This is a genomic window from Gottfriedia luciferensis (genome assembly GCF_002156865.1).
Taxonomy (GTDB): Bacteria; Bacillota; Bacilli; order Bacillales; family Bacillaceae_G; genus Gottfriedia; species Gottfriedia luciferensis.
In genome coordinates this window covers 91936-117821 of sequence record NZ_NCTA01000014.1, presented here as the reverse complement: position 1 = coordinate 117821, position 25886 = coordinate 91936, and the positions used below count along the sequence as shown (strand labels likewise).

Here is a 25886-nt window from a genome sequence, read left to right as displayed (position 1 = left end):
TTGTATCTATTTCCCGGGAATTATGTCAAAAGAGGACGAATAACTACTCCTGCTTGCTGTGCTTCGCTCCTCATTTGCCTTAGCGCTTTGAAAGACAAACGTTTTCAATCAGTCTGGTCATCATATTATTGAGTTAATGTTAAACAAAAAGAGGGCGAATAACTTCGCCCTCCTTTTATTTTATTTAGCAACGATGTCTAAAGCTTTCTCTAACTGAAGATCATTCTTTTCATCTTTAATTTTGTCAATTAATGATGATTCAAGCTTATCTGATGTTAGTGGATCAAGCTTACCGTTAACTGTAATACCAACAGCTCTTTGATAGTCTTTCAGCGCATTTTCTGTTTGTTTGCTGAAATATCCATCTTTACGGCCTGGATCATATCCTAAACCTTTTAACATAATTTGAGCTTGTTTAATATTGTCATCATTGTCGTCGAATTTAAATGTTTTCTTTTTATCGATTGGTGTTACGTAGAAATAGTCAGGTTGTTTTACTGCAACATCTGGTTTAATACCTTTTTTATGAATCCAAGTACCATTAGGAGTTAACCACTTAAATTGAGTTAACTTAATATTACTTCCATCTTTGAAATCCAGTGTTGATTGCACAGTACCTTTACCAAATGATTTTTCACCAATTAATTCATAGTCTCCAGCTTCACTTAATGCAGCTGCAAGAATTTCAGCTGCTGATGCGCTACCTTTGTCAATTAACACATCAATTGGATATGGCTTAGCCTTCGTTAATTTAGTGTAGTACTTTTCACGTTGTCCATTTCTATTTTCAACTTGTAAGTATGGTTCATTTTTTACGACTAATTCTGCAAGAACGCCTTCAACGGCTTGTAAATAACCGCCAGGATTTCCTCGAACGTCTATTGTTAAGCCTTGGATATGTTGGTCTTCAAGCTTTTTCAGTTCTTTCTTAAACTCATCAGCTGTTTTTTCGTTAAATGAAGTGATGTGAAGATAACCAATCTTTTCATTGTTTACGTTTTTAACTGAGCCGAAAACAGTGTACATCGGAATATCATCACGTTTAATTGTAAATTTAATTGGCTCTGAAACGCCCGGACGTTGAACTTCAAGCGTCACATTTGTTCCTTTTTTACCGCGAATTTTCAGTACAGCATCATATTGAGATAGACCTTTTACGCTCTTGCCATCAACTGATAAAATTTCATCTTTTGGTTTTAAGCCAGCTTTTTCAGCAGGAGAATTTTTGATTGGCGAAACAATGATTAATTTCTCTCCATCTTTTGAAACTTCTGCTCCAATCCCTTGGAAAGATGAACCTAATGATTCGTGGAATTGTTTTGCTGTTCTGCCATCCATATAAGTAGAGAATGGATCATCTAAAGTTGTAACCATTCCTTGGATTGCACCTTCAGTCAATTTATCAGGATCAATTTTTTTCACATATTGATTCGCAATAATTTCATAAGCCTTTTGTATTTTAGCTATATTTTCATCTTCTGATGCCTTAACTTCTTTGCTTTGTGTAAATTTTGATACGATAGTACTTGTACCATCATTGAATGCAAATGAACCCACTCCAATACCAACAACGAATGTTGCCGATGCAAGTAGTGCTGTTGTTTTACGATTCATACAGAACCTCCCATTATCCGCCCCTTGAGACGTACCCATCTATTAAATAGTGTATGTATCGAAAAAGCATCACACAGACGTGCGATGCTCTTTCTGTTCTATTATATGATAAGCCTGTATCACTTATGTTTGCAAGTAGAACACAATTTAATAAATTTTTATTAGAAGAGTTTAATTTATTTTGGTAGATGTTGTAAGTAAGGAGTTAAATCTAATCCTAGTTTGTTTGCAAGTCTTTCACCTAATTTTGCATCTGCACGATAGAAGTTGCAAACTGCACGAAGCTTAATTTTTTCATCTACGCTTTCGATGTCCGCGCTAATATTTTTAATAACTGCATCTTGCTCTGCTTTACTATAACGATTCCAAACTTCTCCGGCATGACCAAAGTCATTTGTTTTCTCGATTTTTTTACGTTCTGAAACGCCGTTAAGTGGCTGTGCAACCTCAACATAATTAGCATCTTCTTTTGGTGTATCTGAATAACTATTAGGCTCAAAATTAATTTGATGTGTTTGTTGACCAAAAGGCATATGACCATCTCGTTGACCATTCGCTACTTTTGCAAAAGGACAGTTAATAGGAAGTTGCAAATAATTTGCTCCTATACGATAGCGTTGTGTATCTGAATAAGAGAAAAGTCTACCTTGTAATAGCTTATCTTCAGATGGCAGCATACCAGGAACTAATACACCTGGATTAAATCCAACTGATTCTGTTTCAGCAAATACATTTTCAGGGTTCCTATTTAATATCATTGTACCAACTAATTGACGAGGAATGACCTCTTCAAACCAATCTTTTGTAGGATCTAATGGATCAAAATCAAAATCGTCCATATCTGCAGGATTTAATACTTGAACATATAAGTCCCACTCAGGAAAATCTCCATTTTCAATTGAATCGTATAAGTCACGAGTTGCATGGTTGAAATCTTTTCCTTGTACCTCGCTAGCTTCTTCCATTGAAAGATTTTCAATACCTTGCTTTGGTACCCATTTAAGTTTAACATAAACTGTATTCCCATACTCATTTACCCATTTATAGGCGTGAACACTTGAACCTCTCATTTGACGATAGTTCGCAGGAATACCTTCATCTGAAAATACATGTAATAACATATTAGTTGACTCTGGTGTTAATGACATAAAGTCCCAGTAACGATTAGGTGTTTGTAGATTTGTTCTTGGATCTGGTTTTAAAGAATGAACCATATCAGGGAATTTCATTGCATCTCTTATAAAGAAAACAGGCAGGTTATTCCCTACAAAATCATAATTTCCATCTTCAGTATAGAATTTAACTGCAAATCCACGGGGATCGCGTAGTGTTTCAGGAGAATGCATTCCATGAACAACTGTTGAAAAACGAGCAAATACTGGCGTTTCAGTTCCAGGATCTTGTAAAAACTTAGCCTTAGTATATTTCTTCATACTAGTTTTCGTAATGAATACACCATGTGCTCCAGCTCCACGAGCATGCACTACTCGTTCCGGTACTCTTTCACGATCAAAATGAGCTAATTTTTCAATTAATTGATAGTCCTCCAATAAAGTTGGACCTCTACGTCCTGCTGTAAGTGAATTTTGATTATCCCCAATTGGTACGCCTTGATTTGTTGTTAAACGGTTATTTGTCATATCAATTCTCCTTAATTAGAATGATTATAATTTAGTAATAACTATATAGTAAAATAAAACTAAATGAAAATCAATATCAAATTATAATTATTATAAACTATTATTCTTTTTATTCTAAATTTATCACCTCTTAACGACTTTCCTAGATATTACTTGTCTGTAAAAACCTCGTCTATTAATGTTTATTTCGTTTTATCCTCATTTAGCATTAAAATATATTAAATCGTAATAAAGAATAATAATAAATTGTTGTGGCTACTACTTTCAATGAATACAGAAAGCCCACAGAGACAGTTGTATTTCTCTGCGGGCTTTCTTTTGGAAACTCAGTCCTATTGTGAGTTTTTTTCTCTATTTTATTGATTTTTTTATTAAATAACTTATTTTTTTGTGTAATCTATTAAAAATCAAACGATTTTATGAGATTTCGATCAGTATTTTAATTTATTTTCATGTTTACTAACTTTTATTTGCGATTATGCGGTTTTTAATTGCGATTTTCCATTTTTATTTGCGATAAGCTGTTTTTATTTGCGATAAGCTGTTTTTATTTGCGATAAGCTATTTTTATTTGCGATTCCTCAATTTTATTTGCGATGGCCAATTTTTATTGCGATTCTCCCAGTTTATTTGCGGTAGTCCATTTTTCATCTGTGAGGTAGCCCTTAATACCGATAGGCTTCCTTTAACAACGTTCCCAAATCACAAAAAACCTATCCCAATAAAATAGGATAGGTTTTTAATAGATTAGAAATTAATATATCTCATAGGGTCTACAGCGTTAGTCTTGTTGATATTCCATTCACCTTTATGTAACTCAAAATGTAAATGTTGTCCAGTTGAGTGACCTGTATTTCCCATATAACCAATCTTCATACCTTTTGAAACAGCTTGTCCAGTTGATACATTAAAGCTATCTAAGTGAGCATATACGGTTGTCCATACTTGTCCATCAATATTATGTGTAATGAATACACAGTTACCATAACTAGATGAAACGTATGCACGAATAACTACTCCGTCACCAGCTGCTACAACTGGTACACTACCCGCTGCGGCAATATCAACACCTTCGTGGAATTCTCCACCTTCAAATGAGCGTTGCCCAAATCCAGATGAAATATAACCGTTTGCTGGTCTTGTAAAGTTACCACTAGATACAGTTGGCGTCGAGCCACCTGAGTTTCCAGAACCACCGGAATTGCTTGATCCACCAGAACCTGAAGATGGCTTGTTCTTATTTTTGGCTGCTTCTGCCTTACGTTTAGCTTCTGCGGCAGCTCTTGCAGCTGCTTGTTTCTTAGCTAGTTCAAGCGCTTTTTGCATTGCAGCTTGTTGGCTAGCTAAAATATCATCTTGCTCTGCTAAACTTAAAGCATCTTCATGAGCTTCTTTTTCTTGTACTTTCAAGGAAGCCATTAATTTGTTCTTTTCACTTACTTGAGCTGTAAGTTGGTTATTTAGACTTTTTAAGTTCACTAAATCTCTTTCTATTTTAGCTTGCTTTACAGTCATTTCATCTTTTTTCGCACTGACATCGTTTAAATCCAGGTTTTGCTGTTTAATAATGTCTTCGTCTGCTTTCATAATAATTTGTACAGCACTCATTCGTTGAACTAAATCACCGAAACTATTAGAGCCTAAAATGACATCAATGTAAGATACCATTCCACCTGATTTTTGAAGTGAACGCATGCGGTTTTTTAATAATTCTTGGCGTGACTTGATACGTTCTTCAATAAACTTAATTTCTGCTTTTAGTTTTGAAATTTGCTTTTTACCATTACTAACTGCATCTTGCGTTTGGTTAACTTTCAGCTTAGTTGTTTTCATCTGAGCATCAAGTTTTTCAAGCTCTGCAACAACATTTTTTTGGTCTTGTTTTAAGTCCGCAATTTTGTTATTTGTTGCGTTCGTTTTTTCCTTAACCTCACTACGTTTCTTTTTGATGCGGTCAATTTCAGATTGGTACTTACTTTCAGCAAAAGAAACGGATGGGATAGCCCCGATGATGAAAGTACTGCATAGCATAATTGACATTACTTTCGATGCTTTTCTCTTATTCATCTAAGATCCCTCCTTGTATGTATATAGAAAAGCTCTAGTACCTGTATCAACTCAGACAGACGTTAAATTGGGGACTAGAGCTCATCATTCGCATTTCATTATTAAAACTTTAAAACTTTAAATGGGAATTTACGCTTATTTACGTAAAAACTTACGAATAGACATAACAGAACCCCACATACCGATTACGGCACCAATACCGATCAAGATTGCAGATAGTTGGTACACAAATGGTGAAAATGGAAGTAATGTAAACATTGTTCCTGCTAATTTTGGCATTAGCATATTATAAATGACGCTATAGCCAGTAAATAATACAGCAATTGGAATAATTGACCCTAGTACACCTAGTAGCAACCCTTCCAATAAGAATGGCCAACGAATAAAGTTATTTGTTGCCCCTACTAATCTCATAATCTCGATTTCACGACGTCTTGCCATAATCGTAATTTTGATTGTATTTGAGATTAAGAACATTGCAGTAAATAATAATCCAAAAATCAGTACTAAACCAATATTTCTACCTACAGATACTGCATTAAATAATTTTTGCACTTGTTTTTTACCATAAATTACTTCGTCGATATATTTAAAGCCTTCGATTTTTTTCGCGATAGGCGCAATTTGTTCTGGTGAATCTGTTTTAACGATATACGTATCATTTAATGGGTTTTGTTGTTCGAACAGTTGGAATGCTTTCCCATCTTCACCCATACTTTTAATTAGATTGTTTAATTCTTGATCTTTTGAAGAGAATCTAACAGATTTTACATGATCTAAATTTTTAATTTCATTTTTCAAACTAGCTTGCTGTTCTTTGCTTGCTGTTAAATCAACTAATACACGAACTTCAACGTCTTTTTCTAAAGTAGTCCCAATGTGATTAACATTCAAAATTACGGTTAAAAATACACCTACAAGCATTAGAGTAACTGCAACAGCACTTACTGATGCAAATGTCATCCAACCATTTCTTTGTAAACTACGCAGTCCTTCACGAACATGTCGTCTTGCAGTCCTAGCCTTCATATCCGTACACTCCTCTCGCTTGGTCGCGTACGATTTTTCCGCCTTCTATTGCAATAACACGTCGCTTTATATTATTTACGATATCTTTATTATGTGTTGCCATTACTACAGTTGTACCGCGATCATTGATTTCTTTAAAGATATCCATAATCTCCATAGTAGTCTCAGGATCCAGGTTCCCTGTTGGCTCATCGGCAATCACAACTTTTGGTTTATTTACGATCGAACGAGCAATCGAAACACGTTGCTGCTCACCACCAGAAAGCTCCGTTGGTAAGAATCGAGCTTTATGCTTTAACTTAACAAGGTCAAGTACTTCCATAACTCTTTTCTTTATTGTTTTCGGATTTTCTTCAATAACTTCAAGAGCAAATGCAACATTTTCATAAACAGATAAAGTCGGTAATAGCTTATAATCTTGGAAAACTACTCCAATATTTCTACGTAGTAATGGAACCTTTTTATTTTTCATATGGCCTAAATCAATTCCATTAATTAAAATCGTACCCTTTGACGGTTTTTCTTCACGGTACATCATTTTAATGAACGTCGACTTACCGGCACCACTTGGTCCTACGACATATACAAATTCACCTTGGCGAATTTTTACATTAATACCATTTACCGCAAGAACACCATTAGGATAGGTCTTATATACATCTTTTAACTCAATCATGACATTCTCCTTAAATTTTGTTCCTATTTCTTCAATTGAACCAAATAAGATCCATTTTGGAAGATTTATTATTTATCTTAACCTTGATCATATATTATGGCCCATTAATTACATATTTCGATAATTTTGGCTAAGCTCCTCTATTATAACACTAAAAAAATGTCAAAACTGATAAATTTATGTTACATTTTGAATAACAGTCAATATTCATTTCGACCTATTTCTGTAAACCTTTTACAATAAGTGGAAAATTGTAACATAAATGAAAAGAAACAGACCTTTTCTAATTAATAGAAAATTGTCTGTTTCTTATTTTTTGCTGCTTGAGGCATGAGCTGATTCCCATAGGCGTCAAACTCCCTTGTTCCAATCAACTTTTTCCATTTAATAAAAGACGTAGTTCATTTGAACAGTAAAATAAGATTGTTGTTATGCAAGAAACGCTACCGTTAAGCAGAATCTTATTTTTTAGTAGCTAACCATGCTGCCACACTTTTCGCGTCATTACCTTGAAGAACTCCGCTCGGCATTGATCCTCTACCGTCATGAATTATTTTTTCTATATCTTTTTCAGAGTACTTTGCTCCGACTTTTTTTAAACTTGGTCCAATGATTCCTTCTAATTCACCGCCATGGCAGCTTGCACAGCTTTGTTTAAATAACTTTTCACCATTTGCTGCTGAAACAGGCTCACCAGAATCTTTTTTACTTGAATTATTATTTGAACCACATGCTGTAATCGTTAACAGCATACTACCAGTTACGATAGCAAGAAGTAGCTTTTTCACAAATATCGCCCCTTTAAAAACTCCCATAATTATAGTCTACTACTTATGAAAAGATTTATTTTTCCTTTTTATGTCAAATTTGTGAAACCTTCTCCAAGAACTTCAGTTGCATCTACAACCGTAATGAACGCATGACGATCAATAGACTTTACAATATCACGTAAAGAAGAAAATTCAGTTTGATCTAGTACACACATCAATACTAATCGGTCTTCGTTCGTGTATCCACCAATACCAGTTAATTTAGTTACACCACGATCTAATTCATGAACAATCGCATTCGTTACAAGTTCAACTTCAGAAGTAATAATAAGTGCCATTTTTGACCTAGCTAGTCCAATTTGAACTAAGTCAATTGTTTTACTCGTAACAAAAAGTGCGATAAGTGCATACATACCACTTTCTAAATTAAATACAATTGCAGAAGTAAGAACGATTAAACCATCAATAAACGCTACACAAATCCCTAGAGATAAACCAGTATATTTATGAACAATTTGAGCTGCCAAATCTGTTCCACCAGTTGAAGCTTTTCCACGGAACACAATTCCTAAACCTAACCCAATAAAAAGACCACCAAATATTGAAGCTAATAGTGGATTATCAGTTGCAGGCTCCAATTTGTATACAACCGTAATTAAATAAACTACAAACGGAATAAATATCGTACCAACTAACGTTTTAACACCAAATTGACGACCTAAGAAAATAACACCAGCAATAAACAAAGGAATATTAAATGCCCACTGTACAAACGCTGGGTTATATCCCATCGTACTTTTTAAAATTGTAGAAATACCACTTACTCCACCTGAAGCAATATGATTTGGTAATAAAAATACACAAAATGCAATTGCGATAATTGCTGAACCAATTACTACAAATAAATAATCAAAAAACGTTTTTCCCCACCCTACAGTAAGAGCAGTAGAATACCTTACCTTTTTCAAGAAGATCCCCCTCAATATTTCTCTCTAGATGATAACTTTCTATTTTCTATCCTTTTAAAAGGACTATATCTCTTTTTTTATTATGAAAAAATACAAGAAGATTTCATAACTTGTTAAACAAAATTAACTTTCTTACATTTGTAAAACGGCAAAAAAATAAATAAAATTCAAGTAATTCCCTCACATAAGCAAGTCTTGATACTAGCTACCTACCTAGAGAAAAATACTGATGTTTAGGAATAATACCCCTTTATCCCCAAAGATTAAGGCTGTTAAGAATGAAGATACTTCCTCCATCTTATCAGCCCATTTTCAAAATTAAATCTTAGAACGTAAGTAAGCATCAATAAATGGATCAAGTCCACCATCCATTACTGCTTGAACATTTCCTACCTCAGCATTTGTACGGTGATCTTTAACCATTGAATATGGATGGAATACATACGAACGTATTTGACTTCCCCAACCAATTTCTTTTTGCTCTCCACGAATTTCATCTAGTTGAGCTTGTTGTTCGTCTAATTTACGTTGATATAATTTTGCTTTCAACATTTTCATTGCAGATTCACGGTTTTTAATCTGTGAACGTTCTGACTGACATGTAACAACCGTATTTGTTGGAGTATGTGTAATACGAACTGCTGAATCAGTTGTATTGATATGCTGTCCACCTGCTCCACTTGCACGGTACGTATCAATTTTTAAATCTTCAGTACGAACTTCAATTTCAATCTCTTCATTAAACTCAGGCATAACTTCACATGAAACGAATGAAGTATGACGACGACCAGATGAATCGAATGGTGAAATACGAACTAAACGGTGTACACCTTTTTCAGCTTTTAAATAACCATAAGCATTATGTCCTTTAATCGCTAAAGTTACACTTTTAATACCAGCCTCATCACCCGGTAAGTAGTCTAAAGTTTCTACTTTAAAACCACGTTTTTCCGCCCATCTCGTATACATACGTAAAAGCATAGAACCCCAGTCTTGTGACTCTGTTCCACCCGCTCCTGGGTGCAATTCTAAAATTGCATTATTCTTATCATATGGTTCGCTTAAAAGTAGTTGAAGTTCAAAGTCATTTAACTTAACTGTTAAAACTTTCACTTCTGAAACCAATTCTTCAAATAACTCTTGATCATCTTCTTCTTTAACTAATTCATAAGTTAATTCAAGATTTTCATAGCCATCATTTAAATCATTGAATTCATTGATTACTTCTTTTAACCCACTTACTTCGCTAATTACAACTTGTGCAGCTTTTTGATCATCCCAAAAAGTTGGCTCTGACATGAACGCTTCAAGCTCTTCTAATCTTGCTTGTTTTGTTTCGACGTCAAAGAGACCCCCTAAATGCTTGAAGGCGTTTCGCCATCTTTTCTAGTTCTTGCTTTACTTCTACTAATTCCATTACATAACACCTCGATTAAATTTTACGAACATTAAAAAGCAGGTAAAGACAAGTAGTAAGGAGATTCCCTTATACTGCTTGCCCTTGCCCCTTTTTCATTTAGTTTCTATTTTATTAGATTCCTTTACCGTGGCAGTTTTTATACTTCTTACCTGATCCACAAGGACAATCTTCATTACGACCAATTTCTTCGCCTTTAACGATCGGCTTTTTCTTTACTTCACCTTCGCCATCATTACTTACATGAATTGCTTCACCTTGTACAGCCTCACGCTCTACATCAGCTTCAATTTCAGCTTTCATAATGATTCGAGATACTTCTTCTTCAATTGAAGCAATCATCTCTTCGAACATTGCGAAACCTTCCATTTGGTACTCACGTAATGGATCGATTTGTGCATATGCACGTAAATGGATACCTTCACGAAGTTGATCCATTGAGTCGATATGTGCCATCCACTTGCTATCAACAGTACGTAATAATACTACTTTTTCAAACTCACGCATTTGGTCAGCAGGTAGAACTTCTTGTTTTTCTTCATAACGATCAAATACAACTTTTTGAATTAACTCCACCATTTCATCAGGTTCAATAACACGTAATTGTTCAACAGTGATTTCATCTTCATTAATTAGGTTCGCTTCTAAGAAATCAATGATTCCTTCTAAGTTCCACTCTTCTTGAATTTGCTCATTTGGTGTATGTGCTTGAACTACACGATTAATAGTCCCTTCAATCATACTCTTAACGATTGGTTGTAAGTCAGCTGAATCAATAACTTCAGAACGTTGAGCATAGATAACTTCACGTTGTTGACGTAATACGTCATCATATTGAAGTAATTGTTTACGAGCATCGAAGTTATTCCCTTCAACACGTTTTTGAGCAGATTCTACTGCACGAGAAACCATTTTACTTTCAATCGGTTGTGAGTCGTCTAATCCAAGACGGTCCATCATGACTGATAAATTATCTGAACCGAAACGGCGCATTAACTCATCTTCCATTGATAAATAGAATGTTGTTACCCCTGGATCACCTTGACGACCAGAACGACCACGCAACTGATTATCAATACGACGGCTTTCATGGCGCTCTGTACCAATTACAGCTAAACCACCAAGTTCACGAACACCTTCACCTAATTTAATATCCGTACCACGACCAGCCATGTTTGTCGCAATTGTTACTGCTCCACGATGACCAGCTAATGCGATAATATCAGCTTCACGCTCATGGTTTTTCGCATTTAATACTTCATGTTTAACACCTTTACGTTTTAACAATTGAGAAATTAACTCTGATGTTTCAATTGCAACTGTACCAACAAGAACTGGTTGACCAGCTTTATGGCGTTCAACGATTTCGTCAACAACAGCGTTAAATTTACCATTCATTGATTTATAAACAAGATCCGGTTTATCATTACGTGCAATAGGACGGTTCGTAGGAATAACAAGAACGTTCATATTGTAAATATTTCTGAACTCTTCTTCCTCTGTTTTTGCAGTACCTGTCATACCAGATAACTTTTTATACATACGGAAATAGTTTTGGAAAGTAATTGTAGCAAGCGTCATACTTTCATTTTGGATTTTTAATCCTTCTTTTGCTTCAATCGCTTGGTGAAGACCTTCACTATAACGACGACCTTTCATTAAACGACCAGTAAATTGGTCAACGATTACAATTTCCCCATCTTGAACAACATAATCAACATCATGTGTCATTGTTACGTGAGCACGTAATGCTTGATTAATATGATGGTTTAAGTTTACATTTTTCAGATCAAATAGGTTTTCTACGCCGAAAGCTTTCTCAGCACGTGAAATACCTTCTTCAGTTAATAAAACTGATTTCGTTTTAACATCATACGTATAATCTTTGTCTAATTGAAGCATTCCAACAAATGCATTAGCTGCAATATAAGATTGAGCAGATTGCTTTGCTTGACCAGAAATAATTAATGGCGTACGTGCTTCGTCAATAAGGATTGAGTCAACCTCATCGATAATTGCATAGTTTAATGGACGTTGTACGCGTTGTTCAGCATAAACAACCATGTTATCACGTAAGTAGTCGAAACCTAATTCGTTATTCGTACTATACGTAATATCACAAGCATACGCTTCACGCTTCTCATCAGGTTCCATACTATTTAAATTTAGACCAACTGTCAGTCCTAAGAATTCATATAATTGACCCATTTCACGAGCATCACGGCTAGCTAAGTATTCGTTAACAGTAACTACGTGAACACCCTCACCGCTTAATGCATTTAGGTAAACCGGTAAAGTAGAAGTTAATGTTTTACCTTCCCCAGTTTTCATTTCTGAAATATTACCTTCATGTAAAGAGATTCCACCTAATATCTGTACAGGGTATGGAGTCATACCAAGCACACGAGTAGCGCCTTCACGAACTACAGCAAACGCCTCAACTAAAATATCGTCAAGTGTTTCGCCTTTTTGAATACGTTCTTTAAACTCAAATGTTTTAGCTCTAAGATCTTCATCAGATAACTTTGTATACTGATCTTGTAAAGCTAGTACTTGATCAACCTGTTTTTGCATTCTATTTAATTGTCTTTGATTAAGGTCAAAAACCTTTTTTAACATTCCAAGCATTCGTAACGCTCCTCTATTTTAAAGTCATAAACGAAAATGTCATAGATTAATTAGATACTAATTCTAATTTTATCATTAAATGAAGAAAAGTGACAACCTCTTGTAAAGAATGTTCAATTAGAATTGTTTAATAGTTTTGAAAATAATCGAGATAAAACCAAAAAAGGACTAAGCTATTTAACTAGCTTAGTCCTTTTATTATTTTTTATTTAGTTGTCGATGTTATTTCGCTTCAATTAAACCATAACGACCATCTTTTCTAGCATAAACGATGTTCGTTTTATTCGTTTCTCCATTTAAGAATACAAAGAAGTTATGGCCTAACATATTCATTTGTAATACTGCTTCTTCAGCATCCATCGGTTTTAAATCAAATTGCTTTGTTTTAACTAATTCAATTTCAGGTTCATGATCTTCAACTGCAACTGCAGCTTCGGCATTTGATGCAAACATGAATTTTAATGAACCTTTTTCTCGTAGTTTACGATTTACTTTAGTTTTGTGTTTTCTAATTTGACGATCTAGTTTATCAATAACTAAATCGACAGCTGCATACAAATCAGCATGCTCTTCTTCTGCACGTAATAACATATACGTTCCAGGAATAGTTACTTCAATTCTTTGCTTGTCGTGGAATACCTTAGCATTAACTCTGGCTGTTAACTCTTCATCAAAGTACCGGTCAAATCGTGATAATTTTTTATCTACGTAATCACGAATTGCTGGAGTAATTTCAATATTTTCGCCTCGGATGTTTAGCATCATATGGGTTTCCTCCTTCATCAAGCTCCAAAAAGTGAAAGCTGTCATACTTATATTCTACACTACTATTAAAAATTCCTCCTTGTCAGATGTGTCCATTATTAGATAATTCTGTGTCTAATTAATGAATATTTTACATTTATATCAAAGTATATTTACAAGCAGGCATAAAGATACACTGTATTTTTTTCCAAAAACAAACAAAGGCTTACTCAAATGAGCAAGCCCTCGTGTTCCGAATCTATATAAGCAACTATTTACTTATTAACGGATAATTAGATTTTAGTAACGTTAGCAGCTTGAGGTCCACGGTTACCTTCAACGATTTCGAAGCTAACTGCTTGGCCTTCTTCTAAAGATTTGTAACCATCAGCGTTAATAGCTGAGAAATGTACGAATACATCGTCTCCATCTTCGCGCTCGATAAAACCAAAACCTTTTTCAGCATTAAACCATTTTACTTTACCTTGCATTCAAATCCATTCCCTTCAGTCGAAAACTTTTGTGAATCTTCTCCACATTTCAACTATACATTATAAAACTAGGGCAAGTCAAAAGTAGCTTATCGCCTTTTTTTTCACGATTTCGACAAATAACGAAAAATTCTAATTACTTTATTTTTTATCATATTCACAAACCTTAAACTTGTCCCTATTACTTTTTTACTAATTTATTTTGAACCATTTTCTTAGATAATAATCTCTGTTAAAAAAGGTTGATTTCCGTTACAGGATGCTCTTAAGAGCAGGATCAAGGGAAAAGAGGTTAAAAGAAATTTCCATGATTCCCTTAATTACTCCTGTCCTATATGCTTTCCCTGCTTTCCCTGCCTTTCCTGCTTTTTAACCTTCCACTCCAATCAATGTCTTTATATATTCCATTATTTTATTTTCTGTAAAATCTTTTTCTAAAATGTCTTTTGTACATTAACAAAACCTAAACAAAAAAGCAGGGATTAGGCTCTTGTCTCCTAATCCCTGCTCTCGCTATTAAACCTTAAATTTATAAGGTACAGTCGTTACAATTACGCTTCGTTTATGTAGTAAATACGCTCTTAATAATAGACTTGATTGATTGTGTAAGATATTATGCCAGTTTTTCTTTGTAATAAATTGTGGGATTAAAACTGTAATTTCAAAGCCTTGTGCATGGGCTTTTTCTTCCATTTCATCGATTACTTTTAGAAGTGGTCTAGTAATTTCTCGATATTCCGAATGGACTACAATTAGTTTTACATTCGGATTCCACGCTTCCCACTTCACTCTCATTTGCTCTTCGCTTTCTTTGTCGAAAGAAATATAGACAGCATAAACTTCATCTGCAATTCCTTGAGCATATTGCATTGTGCGTTCAACTACTTTTGTAATACCCGCAACTGGAACTATCATGATATTTCCACTAATTTTATCAGGAATATCATTATTTAATCTTAATTGATCGCCTACTGCTTCATAATGCTTACGGATTCTTAAGAATAAAATTACTATGATCGGTAAGAAAACTAAGATTGACCAAACTTGAGTAAATTTAGTTGTTAAGAAAATAATTGAAACTATTGCAGAAATAAATGCTCCTACGAAGTTTGCAATCAATTTAGGGAACCAGCCTGCTGGCTTTTCTCTGATCCATTTTATAACCATACCTGTCTGAGAAAGTGTAAACGGAACGAATACACCAACGGCATAAAGTGGAATTAATTGCTCAGTCTTACCTTGGAACGCAATAATTAAAAGAATTGATGCTACACCAAGTGTGATAATACCATTTGAATAACCTAAACGATCTCCTCGAAGTAAGTACATTCTTGGCATAAATTTGTCACTCGCTAAGTTATAAGCAAGTAATGGGAAAGCTGAAAATCCTGTGTTAGCTGCCAAAACAAGGATTAATGCTGTTGTACCTTGGATAAAGTAATAAATCACATTTCGTCCGAAAATATGTGAACCTAATTGTGACATAACTGTTTCTTCTGCATTTGGCATAATTCCATACCAATATGCTAAAAACATGATACCTGAGAAAAGAACCGCTAAAATTGACCCCATCATTACTAATGTTTTTGCTGCATTTTTATCAGATGGAACTTTAAAATTCGGAATCGCATTCGATATTGCTTCTACACCAGTTAATGCCGAACATCCTGAAGAAAATGCTTTTAATAAGATAAACAGTGAAATTCCAGGAACAACCGTACCAATTGGTGAATGGGCTGTTTGTGGAGCATGGCCAGTAAACACATTATATAAACCTACGATGATGATAATGACAAGTGCTACAACAAATAGATAAACCGGATATGCCAAAATTGAAGCAGATTCAGTTAATCCACGCAAGTTTAAAATTGTAATACACATAACCAAAATGACTGCAATAAAGACGGTATGAGCATGCAAAGCTGGAATAGCAGATGTAATGGCATCCGTTCCCGCCGACACACTAACCGCTACTGTCAAAATATAATCTACAAGTAATGAACCCCCAGCAACTAAACCTGGAACAACTCCGAGGTTTTGTTTCGAAACGACATACGCGCCCCCACCATGAGGATAACTAAAAATAATCTGACGATAAGATAATATTAAAGCTAATAATAAAATCAATACGCCAATACCAATCGGAACCGAATACCAATATGCTACTGCCCCAACTGTAGTTAATACGATCAAAATTTGCTCTGGACCGTAAGCTACAGAAGAAAGTGCATCCGAAGAAAGGATTGCTAACGCCTTCGTATTCGATAACTTTTGCTCACTTAACTCTGTCGACTTAAGTGGTTTACCAATTAAGTATCGTTTTAAAATCGATAACATATGTACACCTCTACATAAAAAGTAAAAAACTAAACCATTTGAGTTTATCACATTATTAGAAAAAATTGTGTGATATATTAAGAAAATCTTTCCAATAAATTTAATTACTTTTTGTCAAAATAATTAATAATAACTTTCCTCTAATCTCAAATAAAATACAACAAAAAGAAAGTACCCTGCTTTTCAACAGAGTACCTCGCTGAATCATTCTTTTTTATCGAAAAATGCTGAAACATTATTTAATGACTTATACGGATTAATATATTGGGTATGAGCCTTCTTTTGCTCCTTTAATCCAGTTAAATCCTTCTTAATATCAGCTAAAATGCGATTCATTGAAACATTAATCTGGCTGTTTAACTCAACCACTTTGTTCATTATTAATCGTTCATTCTCATTTTTAGGAGGCTCTACTTGTGGAAGTAAAGTATCCCTTTCCTCTAATAAAGTGAAAATCTGATCGATGACTTCATCACGCTTTTCCTGTGACGGTACATTCGAAGCTAATTCCGCAAGCTGTTTAGTAACAGAAAAAAGTGTCTGATTGATATCCATTAAGCTTGTCCACCATTAGTAAACGTTCTTTGACGATTCACTTGGATAACTTCTCTCCACGTATCTCTAAACTCTGTAACAAAGCCCTCTACTTCATCTAAAATAGAAGGATCATTTTTAATATTCGCTTCAACTAAACGTCGATTCATATAATCATACATTTGCATAAGTTGATCAGAAACTTCAATATCCATATTCAAGGTAACCATTAACTCACGGATGATGTTTTGTGCTTTTGTTATATTCTTATTTCGTTCTTCAAAGTTTTGTTGTGCAATTGCACCCTTTGCTAAGTGAATAAATTTTAGACACCCATTATATAACATCAACGTTAATTCACCTGGAGATGCTGTATTTACTGAGTTTTGTTGGTATTGTTCATAAGGGTTTTTCAATGCCATTTTTTGTCCACCTCACCGATTATTGTTGTCCACCAAAGGATTGCATAAGTTGTGCACTTTGAGAGTTTGCTTTTTGTACTGCTTGATCCATTGCATTAAATTGACGATAATATCGATCTTCAATTTGAGTTAAACGATCCTCAAAATTACTAATACGCGTATCTAAATCTAGTAAACTTTTACCTAAAGTAAATTGCGTTGAAGCATAAGTAGCTTTCCCTGCTTTTTTTGTCACATCATCGATTGCTTGTTTTAATGTATTTTTTAATCTAACAGCTATACCTTGGTCACTACTATCTGTCCCAGAACCAGATTGAGTAAATAATTTAGCAACAGCATTAGGGTCATCTTGAAGTGCCTTTTTTAACTTTGCTTCATCAATATTTAGCTTTCCACCATCTCGCCAATCTCCAGTAGTTATTCCAATGCTACTTAATAAATTAGGTGATGCACCAGATACAGGACTACCTAAAGCAGAACGCATTTTATTTAGAACACCTATTAAGATACCATCTCCACGTAAAAGACCGCTCGAAGCTTTATCTTCCCATTTTTTAATTTGGTCATCCTTCATCGTTGCCCTTTGATCATCTGTTAATGGCTGGTAATCACGATATTTTTTTTGCGTTACTCTATCGTTTACCTTTGCAATAAGATCATTATATTTATCAACAAAAGCTTTAATAGTATCAAAAACTTTATCTGTATCTGTAGAACTTGAAATAGTCGTTGGTGCTGTTGAAGTTTGCTTTAGTGTATAAGTAATATCTCCAACTGTAAATGTATTGGATTTACGAGTTGTTGTAAGTCCATTTATTTTAAAACTTGCATCACTACCATTAGTAGAAGGTACCAAATTATTTGAACCATCAACTGTAAAGCCTATTGCTTGCATGAAGTTTGTCGTACCTGCACCTGAGCCCGACTCATTGATTTTAATATTCGCTCCTGTACCAGTTGCTTTGTTTGTAAATACGATTTTTTGAGTTGTTGTATCATAAAATGCCGAAACACCAACTCCTGAATTATTTATTTTTGTAATTACACTATTAAGTGAATCTTTTGTTCCATCAATATCAACTGAAACTGTTGACGTTGTACCATCTGGTTTCGTTACATCAAATTGCAATTTTTGTACACCAAGTTGATAACCATTACTAAATGTAACAGTATTTAAAAGTGCATTTGCATCAATTGCCCCTCCACCGTTATTTACGACTGCATTTGAAGTCCAACGAGAACTAGTAGCTAAGGCAGTAATTTGATCAATTGTATTAACTGTATTGCTTGATGTCCCTTTAGTAGTTGCACTTACAACACTTTCATTGGAACTAGATACTAACTTAGGGTTAAAAGAAGAATTTAAACCAATTCCGTCTACAATTTGTTTACGAAAATCGTCCATCATTAAGTTCAAATCACGATATTGTTGAGTTTGCCACTCATTTATTTGCTTTTGAGCTTTTAATTTATCTAAAGGAAGTCGTTCTGCATCCATTAATTTTTTTACTGTACCATCAATATCAAGAACACCTGAAAAACCATTAATTCTATTTACCATAAACTTTCCCCCTTATATTTTTTTATCGAACATTAAACCTAGAAATTCTTCCATTGCTGCGTAAAAATCTAGCAATTTTTTTGCAGGAATTTCTTTTACTACCTCTTTTGTATTTGCATCAACTATAACAGCATAATATCTATTCGTTTCTTCATGTAATTTAAATTCTAATGTTGTTTGCTTTGGTTCTAACAATTTGTTCATGCCATCAATTATTTTTTCTAAATCCTTTTTTGGAACTATTACATCTTCCGGCACTTTTTCTTTACCTAAAGACTCATAAACTTCTTGGCTTTGTTGCTGAACAGGGATGTTTGGGACACTCTTAGCCAAAGTCGATTTTGAAACACTTCTTATCATTCGACTTCCTCCCTTTATAAATACATCATCAAATCTTATATCGGTCAGAAATCGGAGTTGTGTAGTTTTATACAATAGCAGATTGTAAATATATTCCAGTTTACTTCAGATGCAATATAAAAATGGAGATGACCTCAAAAAAAGAAAATCGCCAATTACATTAAGTATTACAACTAATATAGATATCAGTGGAAATTAAAAGAAGATGACCCCTGTTCAATACAGAAATCATCTCCTTAAATTTACATAGAATTTTTTTCAATGTCTTTTACAAAGGGTACACTTTATTTGTGAGATAGCCTTTTTATTACAACCTACACTTTTCACTAGATGAGATATATCTTTCTTTTTTCTTTTAACTTTTAATTAAAATGGCCATATGAGCAAGAGAATTAAAGTTATTAGTAACTACTAAGTCTAAAATAATTTTTAAATATAAGTGATTATGTTCTATACCCTTTGAGAAAGTTTGAATAACATATACGACTAATTCATCAGTTAAACCCTCGTATTTAGAAGCTACTCCAAATAAATGTAACTTTATTAGCGAATACTTCAGTACGAGTAAATTATATTGTTCATGTAATTTTTCAAAATCGTAGCCAAAACAATTAATAAATAAATCATTTACCAAATAATTCTCTAAAACGTATTCATGATTATCAAAATAAGGTGAATAAAACTCTCTTTTTATATCAGTAATTAAATCATTAAATTTATGATCAAAATTTTCTTTTTCCAAATTTAAACCATCTGCAATATCACAGAGTAATTGTTTAAATCGATCACTTTGTATTACTAATTGTTTTCTCACTTCTAAGATTTCATAGCATATTTTCGCATTTAAACTATAATTTGGTTTTATATTATTTAAGGATTCTTCTAATTGACTATTAGTTAATGATTTTTTATATTCTCCTATATTATGTAAAAGTTCGTTCATGTTGTATTGCTTATTTTTGTCTGTTAACTTATTAATCCACATCCCTAGATTAATAAGACGATTATCAACACTATATCTTCGATCTTGTAAAATAAAAATTGCAAATGCTCTAATCTCCCAAAACAATTTATTCTTATCATTAGTAGAATCAATCGAATATTTTGTATATCCCCTTGTATTTTCTTCTTGAACTTTCATATCAAATTCAATTCCCTTTGGATTAAATAAAGCTAAACGGGCTATTTCAGGACAGGACATTGTCCCTCCCATTTCTGTAATATTATCGACTTTATTAAACATACGTGGATAACTAAAACAAGTATTCGATAAATAACTTGCTCCTAAATCTCTATGGACGCAACACAATCCTTCTTCTGATTGCATTGAACATCCATTACTATTTAATATAAATTTAGCATAGTTTTTATCAGAACTTGATTTTTTGTTTCTTTGCATACTATTTTCAATTTCTGTTTTAATCTTTTGATTGCTCAATTTTTTATATTTTTTATAGGTGGCTTTATCTATCGATATTGTCCAGCCATTACAACAAGTATCTTCACACTCTGATCCAATACATGAAAATTTATTCATGTACTGAGGAACTAGCATCTGTTTTTGTTGATTATTCATTTTATGTCCCCCTAAAAATAACTTAGTAAATTATCTTAATTGCAATAAGAAAGAGACCGAGAATCAAAACAAATCTCAGTCTCTTTTCTATTTCACTATAGTTGATTTAATATAATTAATAAGGAACTATAGTACTTATTTAAAAAAAGTTTTACTAATAAAAATTTACTAGCTAGGCTTATAATCTATAGTAATCGTATTTGAAACTTGATTATCAGGGTTTACCAACTTAATATTTAATGCGCCTGCTGGTAACCCTTTTGGTACTACAAATCGGATACTGGTACTACTATAAAAATTCAATGGTGTTACAAGCGTTCCGCCTACATCGATTTTTACGCCCGAAACCATATCCTTACCATTAATAAAAAGTATAGCTCCTCCAATGACCGTACCTGTAACAGCTGTTCCATTACTATTTAATAGGCTAGTAATTGTTGGTGCAGGTAAAGCCGGCGGGGCATTATAAGTAAAATCAGTAGTTCCTGATGTTCCATCCGGATTTGTTATAACTAAAGGAACTACCCCCGGTGTACTTCCAGCTGGAATCTGAATACGTATACTTGTTGAAGAATAGTAGTTTAATACACTTGCATTCTTCCCTCCAACAGTAACAGTTAGACCTGTCACAAAATTCGTACCAGTTACAACAATAGCATCTCCTCCTGCAAGTGAACCATAGTTTGGAGAAAGACTTGTAATAGTAGGTACGGCAGCATTATAAGTATAACCTTGTGTTACTGTAACAGATTGTCCATCCGGATTGGTTACTACTACATCTACAGGTCCTAATACAGATGATGCCGGTGCCTGAACACGTATTTGGGTAGCGCTATAATAATTTAAAACTTTTGCATCTACACCATTAAATGTAACTTTAAGTCCGCTAACTAAGTTAGTTCCATTAATAGTGATACTTTCTCCACCTATTTTCAAACCAGAATTTGGCGTAATTGACGTAACAGTAGGTGCCGGTGGTTTAGGTGGTTCAATATAAGTATATGCATTTGGTAAGCTACCTGTCTGTCCATCAGGATTTGTAACAACTACATCCACCGAACCTAATTGTGTTCCTGCTGGAATCTTTATTCTAATTGAAGTCGCAGAATAATAATTCAATACAGTAGCAACTTTGCCACCTACTGTAACAGAAAGTTTATCTACAAAATTTGCTCCAGTTACGTATATAGAATCTCCTCCTGCTAAATATCCTTCTGTTTGACTAAGACTAGTAACAACTGGAGCTTTTGCTGGTGGTGGAGCATTATATGTGAATGCATTAGTTAATGTCGAACGTGTACCGTCTGGATTTTCTAAAGTAATATCTACAGCACCTGCAGTACTACTTATAGGCATCGCAATACGAGCACTAGTATTTGAATAATAAGCGTTTAAAGGAACTAATTTTGTTCCTACATATACTTTTACATTTGGATCTATGTTTTTACCAGTTAGGTATACAATCGTCCCTCCACTTAAAGGACCATCAGCTGGTGAAATCGAATCCAATTGAACATCAGTTTTAATTGGAGGGTCATAAGTATATGCATCATTTAAGGTTAGTTTAGAACCATCTGGATTTTCCAGTGTAATGCTTGTCAATCCTTCTTTAGCTGCAGCTGGAACTTTTATATTAAGCTGCAAACTATTAACATAAGTAACTGCCGCTTCATTATCTCCAAACTTCACTTTTATTCCTGGCATAAAGTACTTACCATTAATAATTGTTGAATTTCCGCCTAAAAACGGGCCACTTTTTACTGTTAACGAAGTTACTTCAGGATTTGCATAATATGCAAATATACCTGTCCCTGATTGGTTATCATCATTTGTTACTTTAACGGTTGTATTCCCTTGTGCTCCGGGTGGAGTTGTTACCGTTATCGTTTGTCCATCAACTACAACTACATTTGAAGCTGCCGTTGTTCCAAAATAAACCTTTGCACCACTTCTAAAGTAATTTCCTTTGATTGTAATTGTTTCTCCACCTTGAACAATCCCCTTAGATGGATTGATCTCTGTTATAACAGGTGCTTTTATTTCCGGGTCATAAGAGTAAGCTTTTGAAGCAATAACTTTTGTGCCATCTGGATTTTCAATGTACACATCTGTTAACCCCTCCGCTGTTGCAGTTGGAACAGTTACTGTTAGTTGGTTTGCATTTTTATATGTTACTACTGCTGCATTTGAACCAAACTTTACTTTTACACCCGTCGTAAAATATTTACCATTTATGGTAACTGTATTACCACCTTTAAAAGGTCCACTATTCGGTGTAATTGACGTTACTTCAGGATTTACATAATACGTAAAGTTACCTGTTGCTGATTGGTTATCATCATTTATTACTTTAACTGTTGTATTCCCTAGTACTCCTGGTGGAGTTGTAACAGTTATCGTTTGTCGATCAACAACAACTACATTAGTAGCTTCCGTTGTACCAAAGTATACCTTCGCTCCACTTCTAAACTTATCTCCTTTGATTGTAACTGTTTCTCCACCTTGAATAATGCCCTTAGATGGATTGATCTCCGTTACAACAGGAAGTTCTTTGTCATAAGAGTAAGCTTTTGAAGCAGTAACTTTTGTGCCATCTGGATTTTCAATGTACACATCTGTTAACCCTTCAACTGTTGCAGTTGGAACTGTAACTGTTAGTTGATTTGCAGTATTATTTGTTACTACTGCTGCATTTGAGCCAAACATTACTTTTACACCTGGCATGAAATATTTACCATTTATGGTAACTGTATTACCACCTTTAAAAGGTCCACTATTCGGTGTAATTGACGTTACTTCAGGATTTGCATAATATGTGAAGTTACCTGTTGCTGATTGGTTATCATCATTTGTTACTGTAACTTTAGTATCCCCTTGTACTCCAGGTGGAGTTGTAACAGTTATCGTTTGGTCATCATTAACGACTACATTAGTAGCTTCCGCTGAACCAAAATATACTTTTACTCCACTTCTAAAGTAAGTTCCTTTAATTGTAACTGTTTCTCCACCTTGAACAATACCTTTTGTTGGAGTTATATCAGTTATCGTTGGAGCGTGATGTTTTACTTCCAAATTTGTATTTTCAATTGTATACGTTCGGCTTGCATTTGTGTAATCCTTATAAGTAATAAGGGTGTTATCAGCTATATTATAAGTCCCGGCTTTTTCACCTTTTTTCAAGCGAACCTTATACTTTAATTGTAAATTATTTTTCAGTTCCGTAATATTCCATTTTAATGTATTTCCTGTAACTGTAGGCTGTGGAATACTTGAATTATATGAACCAGGAACAATTTCAAACTGCGGAGAAACATTTTCTGTAATTTCAACATTATATGCAGTAGCCAATCCAATTTCCTGAACAATCGCTTTATACACATCTGCTAATCCAACAGAACCTAAAACGAAGTGATGATGATCCTCTGATGTTGCCATTTGGCCTAATAATAAATTCGGAGCACTTGTTTTCGGGTCTTCAGTGGGTCCTAATAATGCCACTGTATAAAATACGATTCCTGCATCCTTTGCAGCTTTTGCCGCTTGTAAAGCTGCATCAGTATTATCTGCTTGTCCGTCCGTCAACAATACAATTACTGGTTGTGCATCTGGACGGTGTTTACTAAGAATACTAGTAGCTTGATTAATTGCTGCAGCTGTATTGGTACTACCGCCTAACGCAACTTTACCTAAATAATTTTTAATAGCAACTGGATCAGTACTTAATCCAAATATATTTGCAGAAGTACTAAAATCTACTACGCCAACTTGATGTTTTGTGAAATCAATTAAATCAACAAAACTTTTAGATGCAGATATCATTGCATTAAAACGGTTATCGTTTTGCATACTACCTGACTTATCGAGAATTAGAACAACGTCGTTTGGTTTAACAACATTAACTGGAGGCGTTCCATTAATATTTAACGTAACTTCAGCTTCTTCATCTGAGAATATTGATGTAGGATTTACCGTTCTAGTAGCAGTCACATAATCTATTGTTTCTGCATTAACACTAAAAGGATATAATATACCAATTATTAAAACTAGCACAGTACTTAACTTCCAAATTTTGCTCATATACTCACTCCATCCTAATATGAAAATAGTTGGTAACACTAGATAAACACACGAAATTTGAACTAGTAAACTATCTAAAAAAAGAGCATCCCAAAATAGGATGCTCGCTCTTTTAAAATTAACGAAGAAGTTGTAATACACCTTGAGGTTGTTGGTTTGCTTGAGCTAGCATAGCTTGTGAAGCTTGACTTAAGATGTTATTTTTAGTAAATTCCATCATTTCTTTCGCCATATCAACGTCACGGACACGAGATTCAGCAGCAGTTAAGTTCTCTGAAGCATTGCCTAAGTTGTTGATAGTGTGTTCTAAACGGTTTTGGTATGCACCTAAGTTTGAACGTTCAGCTGAAACATTTTTGATAGCTGTGTCAATTGTATCGATTGCTGTATTTGCAGCCGTTTGTGTTGAAACGTCGATACCACTAGTTGTTTCTTTATTATCAGTACCTACTCCAAGTGAAAGAGCATCCATTGAATTAATTTTAAGAGTTAATTCTTGATCTTTATTAGCACCGATATGGAATATTAATCCTTGAGCTGTTTGAGAACCATCTAATAATTTTTTAGTATTAAACTCTGTGTTATTAGAAATTCTGTTAATATCCTTAGCTAATTGATCCATTTCAGTTGTGATAGCTACTCGATCTTCAGTATCATTATTTGTATCATTTGCTGATTGTACTGCTAATTCACGCATACGTTGTAAAATTGAATGAGTTTCCCCTAATGCACCCTCAGCAGTTTGGATTAAAGAAATTCCGTCTTGAGCATTACGAGAAGCTTGATCTAAACCGCGAATTTGCCCACGCATTTTTTCAGAGATTGAAAGACCTGCAGCATCATCACCAGCACGGTTAATACGTAAACCTGAAGATAATTTTTCCATGTTTTTGTTTGCATTTACATTGTTTGTCATTAAATTACGGTGTGCATTTGCTGCAGCGATGTTGTGATTGATAATCATTTAAATTTCCT

The 25886-nt window shown here is 34.1% G+C and carries 19 protein-coding genes; all 19 read right to left on the bottom strand.

All coding sequences use genetic code 11. The features are described from left to right. Positions 1 to 180: 180 nt before the first annotated feature. Positions 181 to 1614, bottom strand: coding sequence for a S41 family peptidase (locus B7R67_RS11675; RefSeq protein WP_088070616.1), 1434 nt, complete (start codon positions 1612 to 1614; stop codon positions 181 to 183). Positions 1615 to 1790: 176 nt separating this feature from the next. Next, on the bottom strand, positions 1791 to 3254 hold the full coding sequence (locus tag B7R67_RS11670) for a catalase (RefSeq protein WP_088070614.1): 1464 nt from the start codon (positions 3252 to 3254) through the stop codon (positions 1791 to 1793). A gap of 747 nt (positions 3255 to 4001) precedes the next feature. Next, entirely contained in the window at positions 4002 to 5321 is a 1320-nt protein-coding gene (locus B7R67_RS11665) for a murein hydrolase activator EnvC family protein (protein WP_088070612.1), read from the bottom strand. A gap of 135 nt (positions 5322 to 5456) precedes the next feature. Beyond that, positions 5457 to 6350 carry a permease-like cell division protein FtsX gene (gene ftsX / locus B7R67_RS11660; protein ID WP_088070610.1) on the bottom strand — a complete coding sequence of 298 codons (894 nt, stop codon included), beginning with the start codon at positions 6348 to 6350 and terminating at the stop codon, positions 5457 to 5459. Continuing rightward, a complete protein-coding gene (gene ftsE, locus B7R67_RS11655) occupies positions 6340 to 7026 on the bottom strand; it encodes a cell division ATP-binding protein FtsE (RefSeq protein WP_088070608.1) in 687 nt (228 codons plus the stop codon). The genes ftsX and ftsE overlap by 11 nt, the downstream gene beginning before the upstream one ends. Positions 7027 to 7487: 461 nt before the next feature. Beyond that, on the bottom strand, positions 7488 to 7814 hold the full coding sequence (cccB, locus tag B7R67_RS11650) for a cytochrome c551 (RefSeq protein WP_088070606.1): 327 nt from the start codon (positions 7812 to 7814) through the stop codon (positions 7488 to 7490). Positions 7815 to 7882: 68 nt separating this feature from the next. After that, the gene (locus tag B7R67_RS11645; RefSeq protein WP_088070604.1) at positions 7883 to 8764 is read right to left on the bottom strand and encodes a YitT family protein; all 882 of its coding nucleotides are present in this window, start codon (positions 8762 to 8764) and stop codon (positions 7883 to 7885) included. Positions 8765 to 9082: 318 nt separating this feature from the next. Further along, positions 9083 to 10181, bottom strand: a protein-coding gene (prfB, locus tag B7R67_RS11640) for a peptide chain release factor 2 (protein WP_142289550.1) whose coding sequence is annotated in 2 segments (ribosomal slippage) — positions 9083 to 10108 and positions 10110 to 10181 — 1098 coding nt in all. Because the reading frame shifts where the segments join, the coding sequence is not laid out codon by codon here. A gap of 114 nt (positions 10182 to 10295) precedes the next feature. Continuing rightward, positions 10296 to 12809: a preprotein translocase subunit SecA gene (gene secA, locus B7R67_RS11635; RefSeq protein ID WP_088070600.1), complete on the bottom strand. Its 2514-nt coding sequence runs from the start codon at positions 12807 to 12809 to the stop codon at positions 10296 to 10298. A 222-nt stretch (positions 12810 to 13031) separates the two neighbouring features. After that, the gene (hpf, locus tag B7R67_RS11630; protein WP_088070599.1) at positions 13032 to 13574 is read right to left on the bottom strand and encodes a ribosome hibernation-promoting factor, HPF/YfiA family; all 543 of its coding nucleotides are present in this window, start codon (positions 13572 to 13574) and stop codon (positions 13032 to 13034) included. A 272-nt stretch (positions 13575 to 13846) separates the two neighbouring features. Then, positions 13847 to 14044, bottom strand: coding sequence for a cold-shock protein CspD (gene cspD / locus B7R67_RS11625; RefSeq protein WP_088001105.1), 198 nt, complete (start codon positions 14042 to 14044; stop codon positions 13847 to 13849). A 516-nt stretch (positions 14045 to 14560) separates the two neighbouring features. Further along, positions 14561 to 16381, bottom strand: a complete 1821-nt coding sequence (locus B7R67_RS11620; RefSeq protein WP_088070598.1) for an APC family permease — start codon at positions 16379 to 16381, stop codon at positions 14561 to 14563. Between the two features lie 204 nt (positions 16382 to 16585). Then, positions 16586 to 16936, bottom strand: coding sequence for a hypothetical protein (locus tag B7R67_RS11615; RefSeq protein ID WP_088070597.1), 351 nt, complete (start codon positions 16934 to 16936; stop codon positions 16586 to 16588). Then, a complete protein-coding gene (gene fliS / locus B7R67_RS11610) occupies positions 16936 to 17337 on the bottom strand; it encodes a flagellar export chaperone FliS (RefSeq protein WP_088070596.1) in 402 nt (133 codons plus the stop codon). Before fliS ends, B7R67_RS11615 begins: the two co-directional genes overlap by 1 nt. Before the next feature lie 19 nt (positions 17338 to 17356). Further along, entirely contained in the window at positions 17357 to 18898 is a 1542-nt protein-coding gene (locus tag B7R67_RS11605; protein WP_088070595.1) for a flagellar hook-associated protein 2, read from the bottom strand. A gap of 12 nt (positions 18899 to 18910) precedes the next feature. Further along, the gene (gene flaG, locus B7R67_RS11600; RefSeq protein WP_088070594.1) at positions 18911 to 19258 is read right to left on the bottom strand and encodes a flagellar protein FlaG; all 348 of its coding nucleotides are present in this window, start codon (positions 19256 to 19258) and stop codon (positions 18911 to 18913) included. Between the two features lie 355 nt (positions 19259 to 19613). Beyond that, positions 19614 to 20834 (bottom strand): flagellin lysine-N-methylase, encoded by a 1221-nt coding sequence (fliB, locus tag B7R67_RS11595; RefSeq protein WP_088070593.1) that lies wholly within the window; start codon positions 20832 to 20834, stop codon positions 19614 to 19616. Between the two features lie 168 nt (positions 20835 to 21002). Beyond that, positions 21003 to 24911, bottom strand: a complete 3909-nt coding sequence (locus tag B7R67_RS11590; RefSeq protein ID WP_088070592.1) for an IPT/TIG domain-containing protein — start codon at positions 24909 to 24911, stop codon at positions 21003 to 21005. A gap of 118 nt (positions 24912 to 25029) precedes the next feature. After that, complete coding sequence (gene hag, locus B7R67_RS11585) at positions 25030 to 25875, bottom strand: flagellin Hag (protein ID WP_088070591.1); 846 nt, start codon at positions 25873 to 25875, stop codon at positions 25030 to 25032. Between the last annotated feature and the right edge of the window lie 11 nt (positions 25876 to 25886).

Bases quoted from the DNA above. Each gene is read 5' to 3' on its own strand.
- B7R67_RS11605 (WP_088070595.1), bottom strand. From the start codon at position 18,898: ATGGTAAATAGAATTAATGGTTTTTCAGGTGTTCTTGATATTGATGGT.
- B7R67_RS11665 (WP_088070612.1), bottom strand. From the start codon at position 5,321: ATGAATAAGAGAAAAGCATCGAAAGTAATGTCAATTATGCTATGCAGT.
- fliS (WP_088070596.1), bottom strand. From the start codon at position 17,337: ATGGCATTGAAAAACCCTTATGAACAATACCAACAAAACTCAGTAAAT.
- B7R67_RS11675 (WP_088070616.1), bottom strand. From the start codon at position 1,614: ATGAATCGTAAAACAACAGCACTACTTGCATCGGCAACATTCGTTGTT.
- ftsX (WP_088070610.1), bottom strand. From the start codon at position 6,350: ATGAAGGCTAGGACTGCAAGACGACATGTTCGTGAAGGACTGCGTAGT.
- fliB (WP_088070593.1), bottom strand. From the start codon at position 20,834: ATGAATAATCAACAAAAACAGATGCTAGTTCCTCAGTACATGAATAAA.
- flaG (WP_088070594.1), bottom strand. From the start codon at position 19,258: ATGATAAGAAGTGTTTCAAAATCGACTTTGGCTAAGAGTGTCCCAAAC.
- B7R67_RS11620 (WP_088070598.1), bottom strand. From the start codon at position 16,381: ATGTTATCGATTTTAAAACGATACTTAATTGGTAAACCACTTAAGTCG.
- hag (WP_088070591.1), bottom strand. From the start codon at position 25,875: ATGATTATCAATCACAACATCGCTGCAGCAAATGCACACCGTAATTTA.
- secA (WP_088070600.1), bottom strand. From the start codon at position 12,809: ATGCTTGGAATGTTAAAAAAGGTTTTTGACCTTAATCAAAGACAATTA.
- ftsE (WP_088070608.1), bottom strand. From the start codon at position 7,026: ATGATTGAGTTAAAAGATGTATATAAGACCTATCCTAATGGTGTTCTT.
- B7R67_RS11670 (WP_088070614.1), bottom strand. From the start codon at position 3,254: ATGACAAATAACCGTTTAACAACAAATCAAGGCGTACCAATTGGGGAT.
- hpf (WP_088070599.1), bottom strand. From the start codon at position 13,574: ATGATGCTAAACATCCGAGGCGAAAATATTGAAATTACTCCAGCAATT.
- B7R67_RS11590 (WP_088070592.1), bottom strand. From the start codon at position 24,911: ATGAGCAAAATTTGGAAGTTAAGTACTGTGCTAGTTTTAATAATTGGT.
- B7R67_RS11615 (WP_088070597.1), bottom strand. From the start codon at position 16,936: ATGGATATCAATCAGACACTTTTTTCTGTTACTAAACAGCTTGCGGAA.
- cspD (WP_088001105.1), bottom strand. From the start codon at position 14,044: ATGCAAGGTAAAGTAAAATGGTTTAATGCTGAAAAAGGTTTTGGTTTT.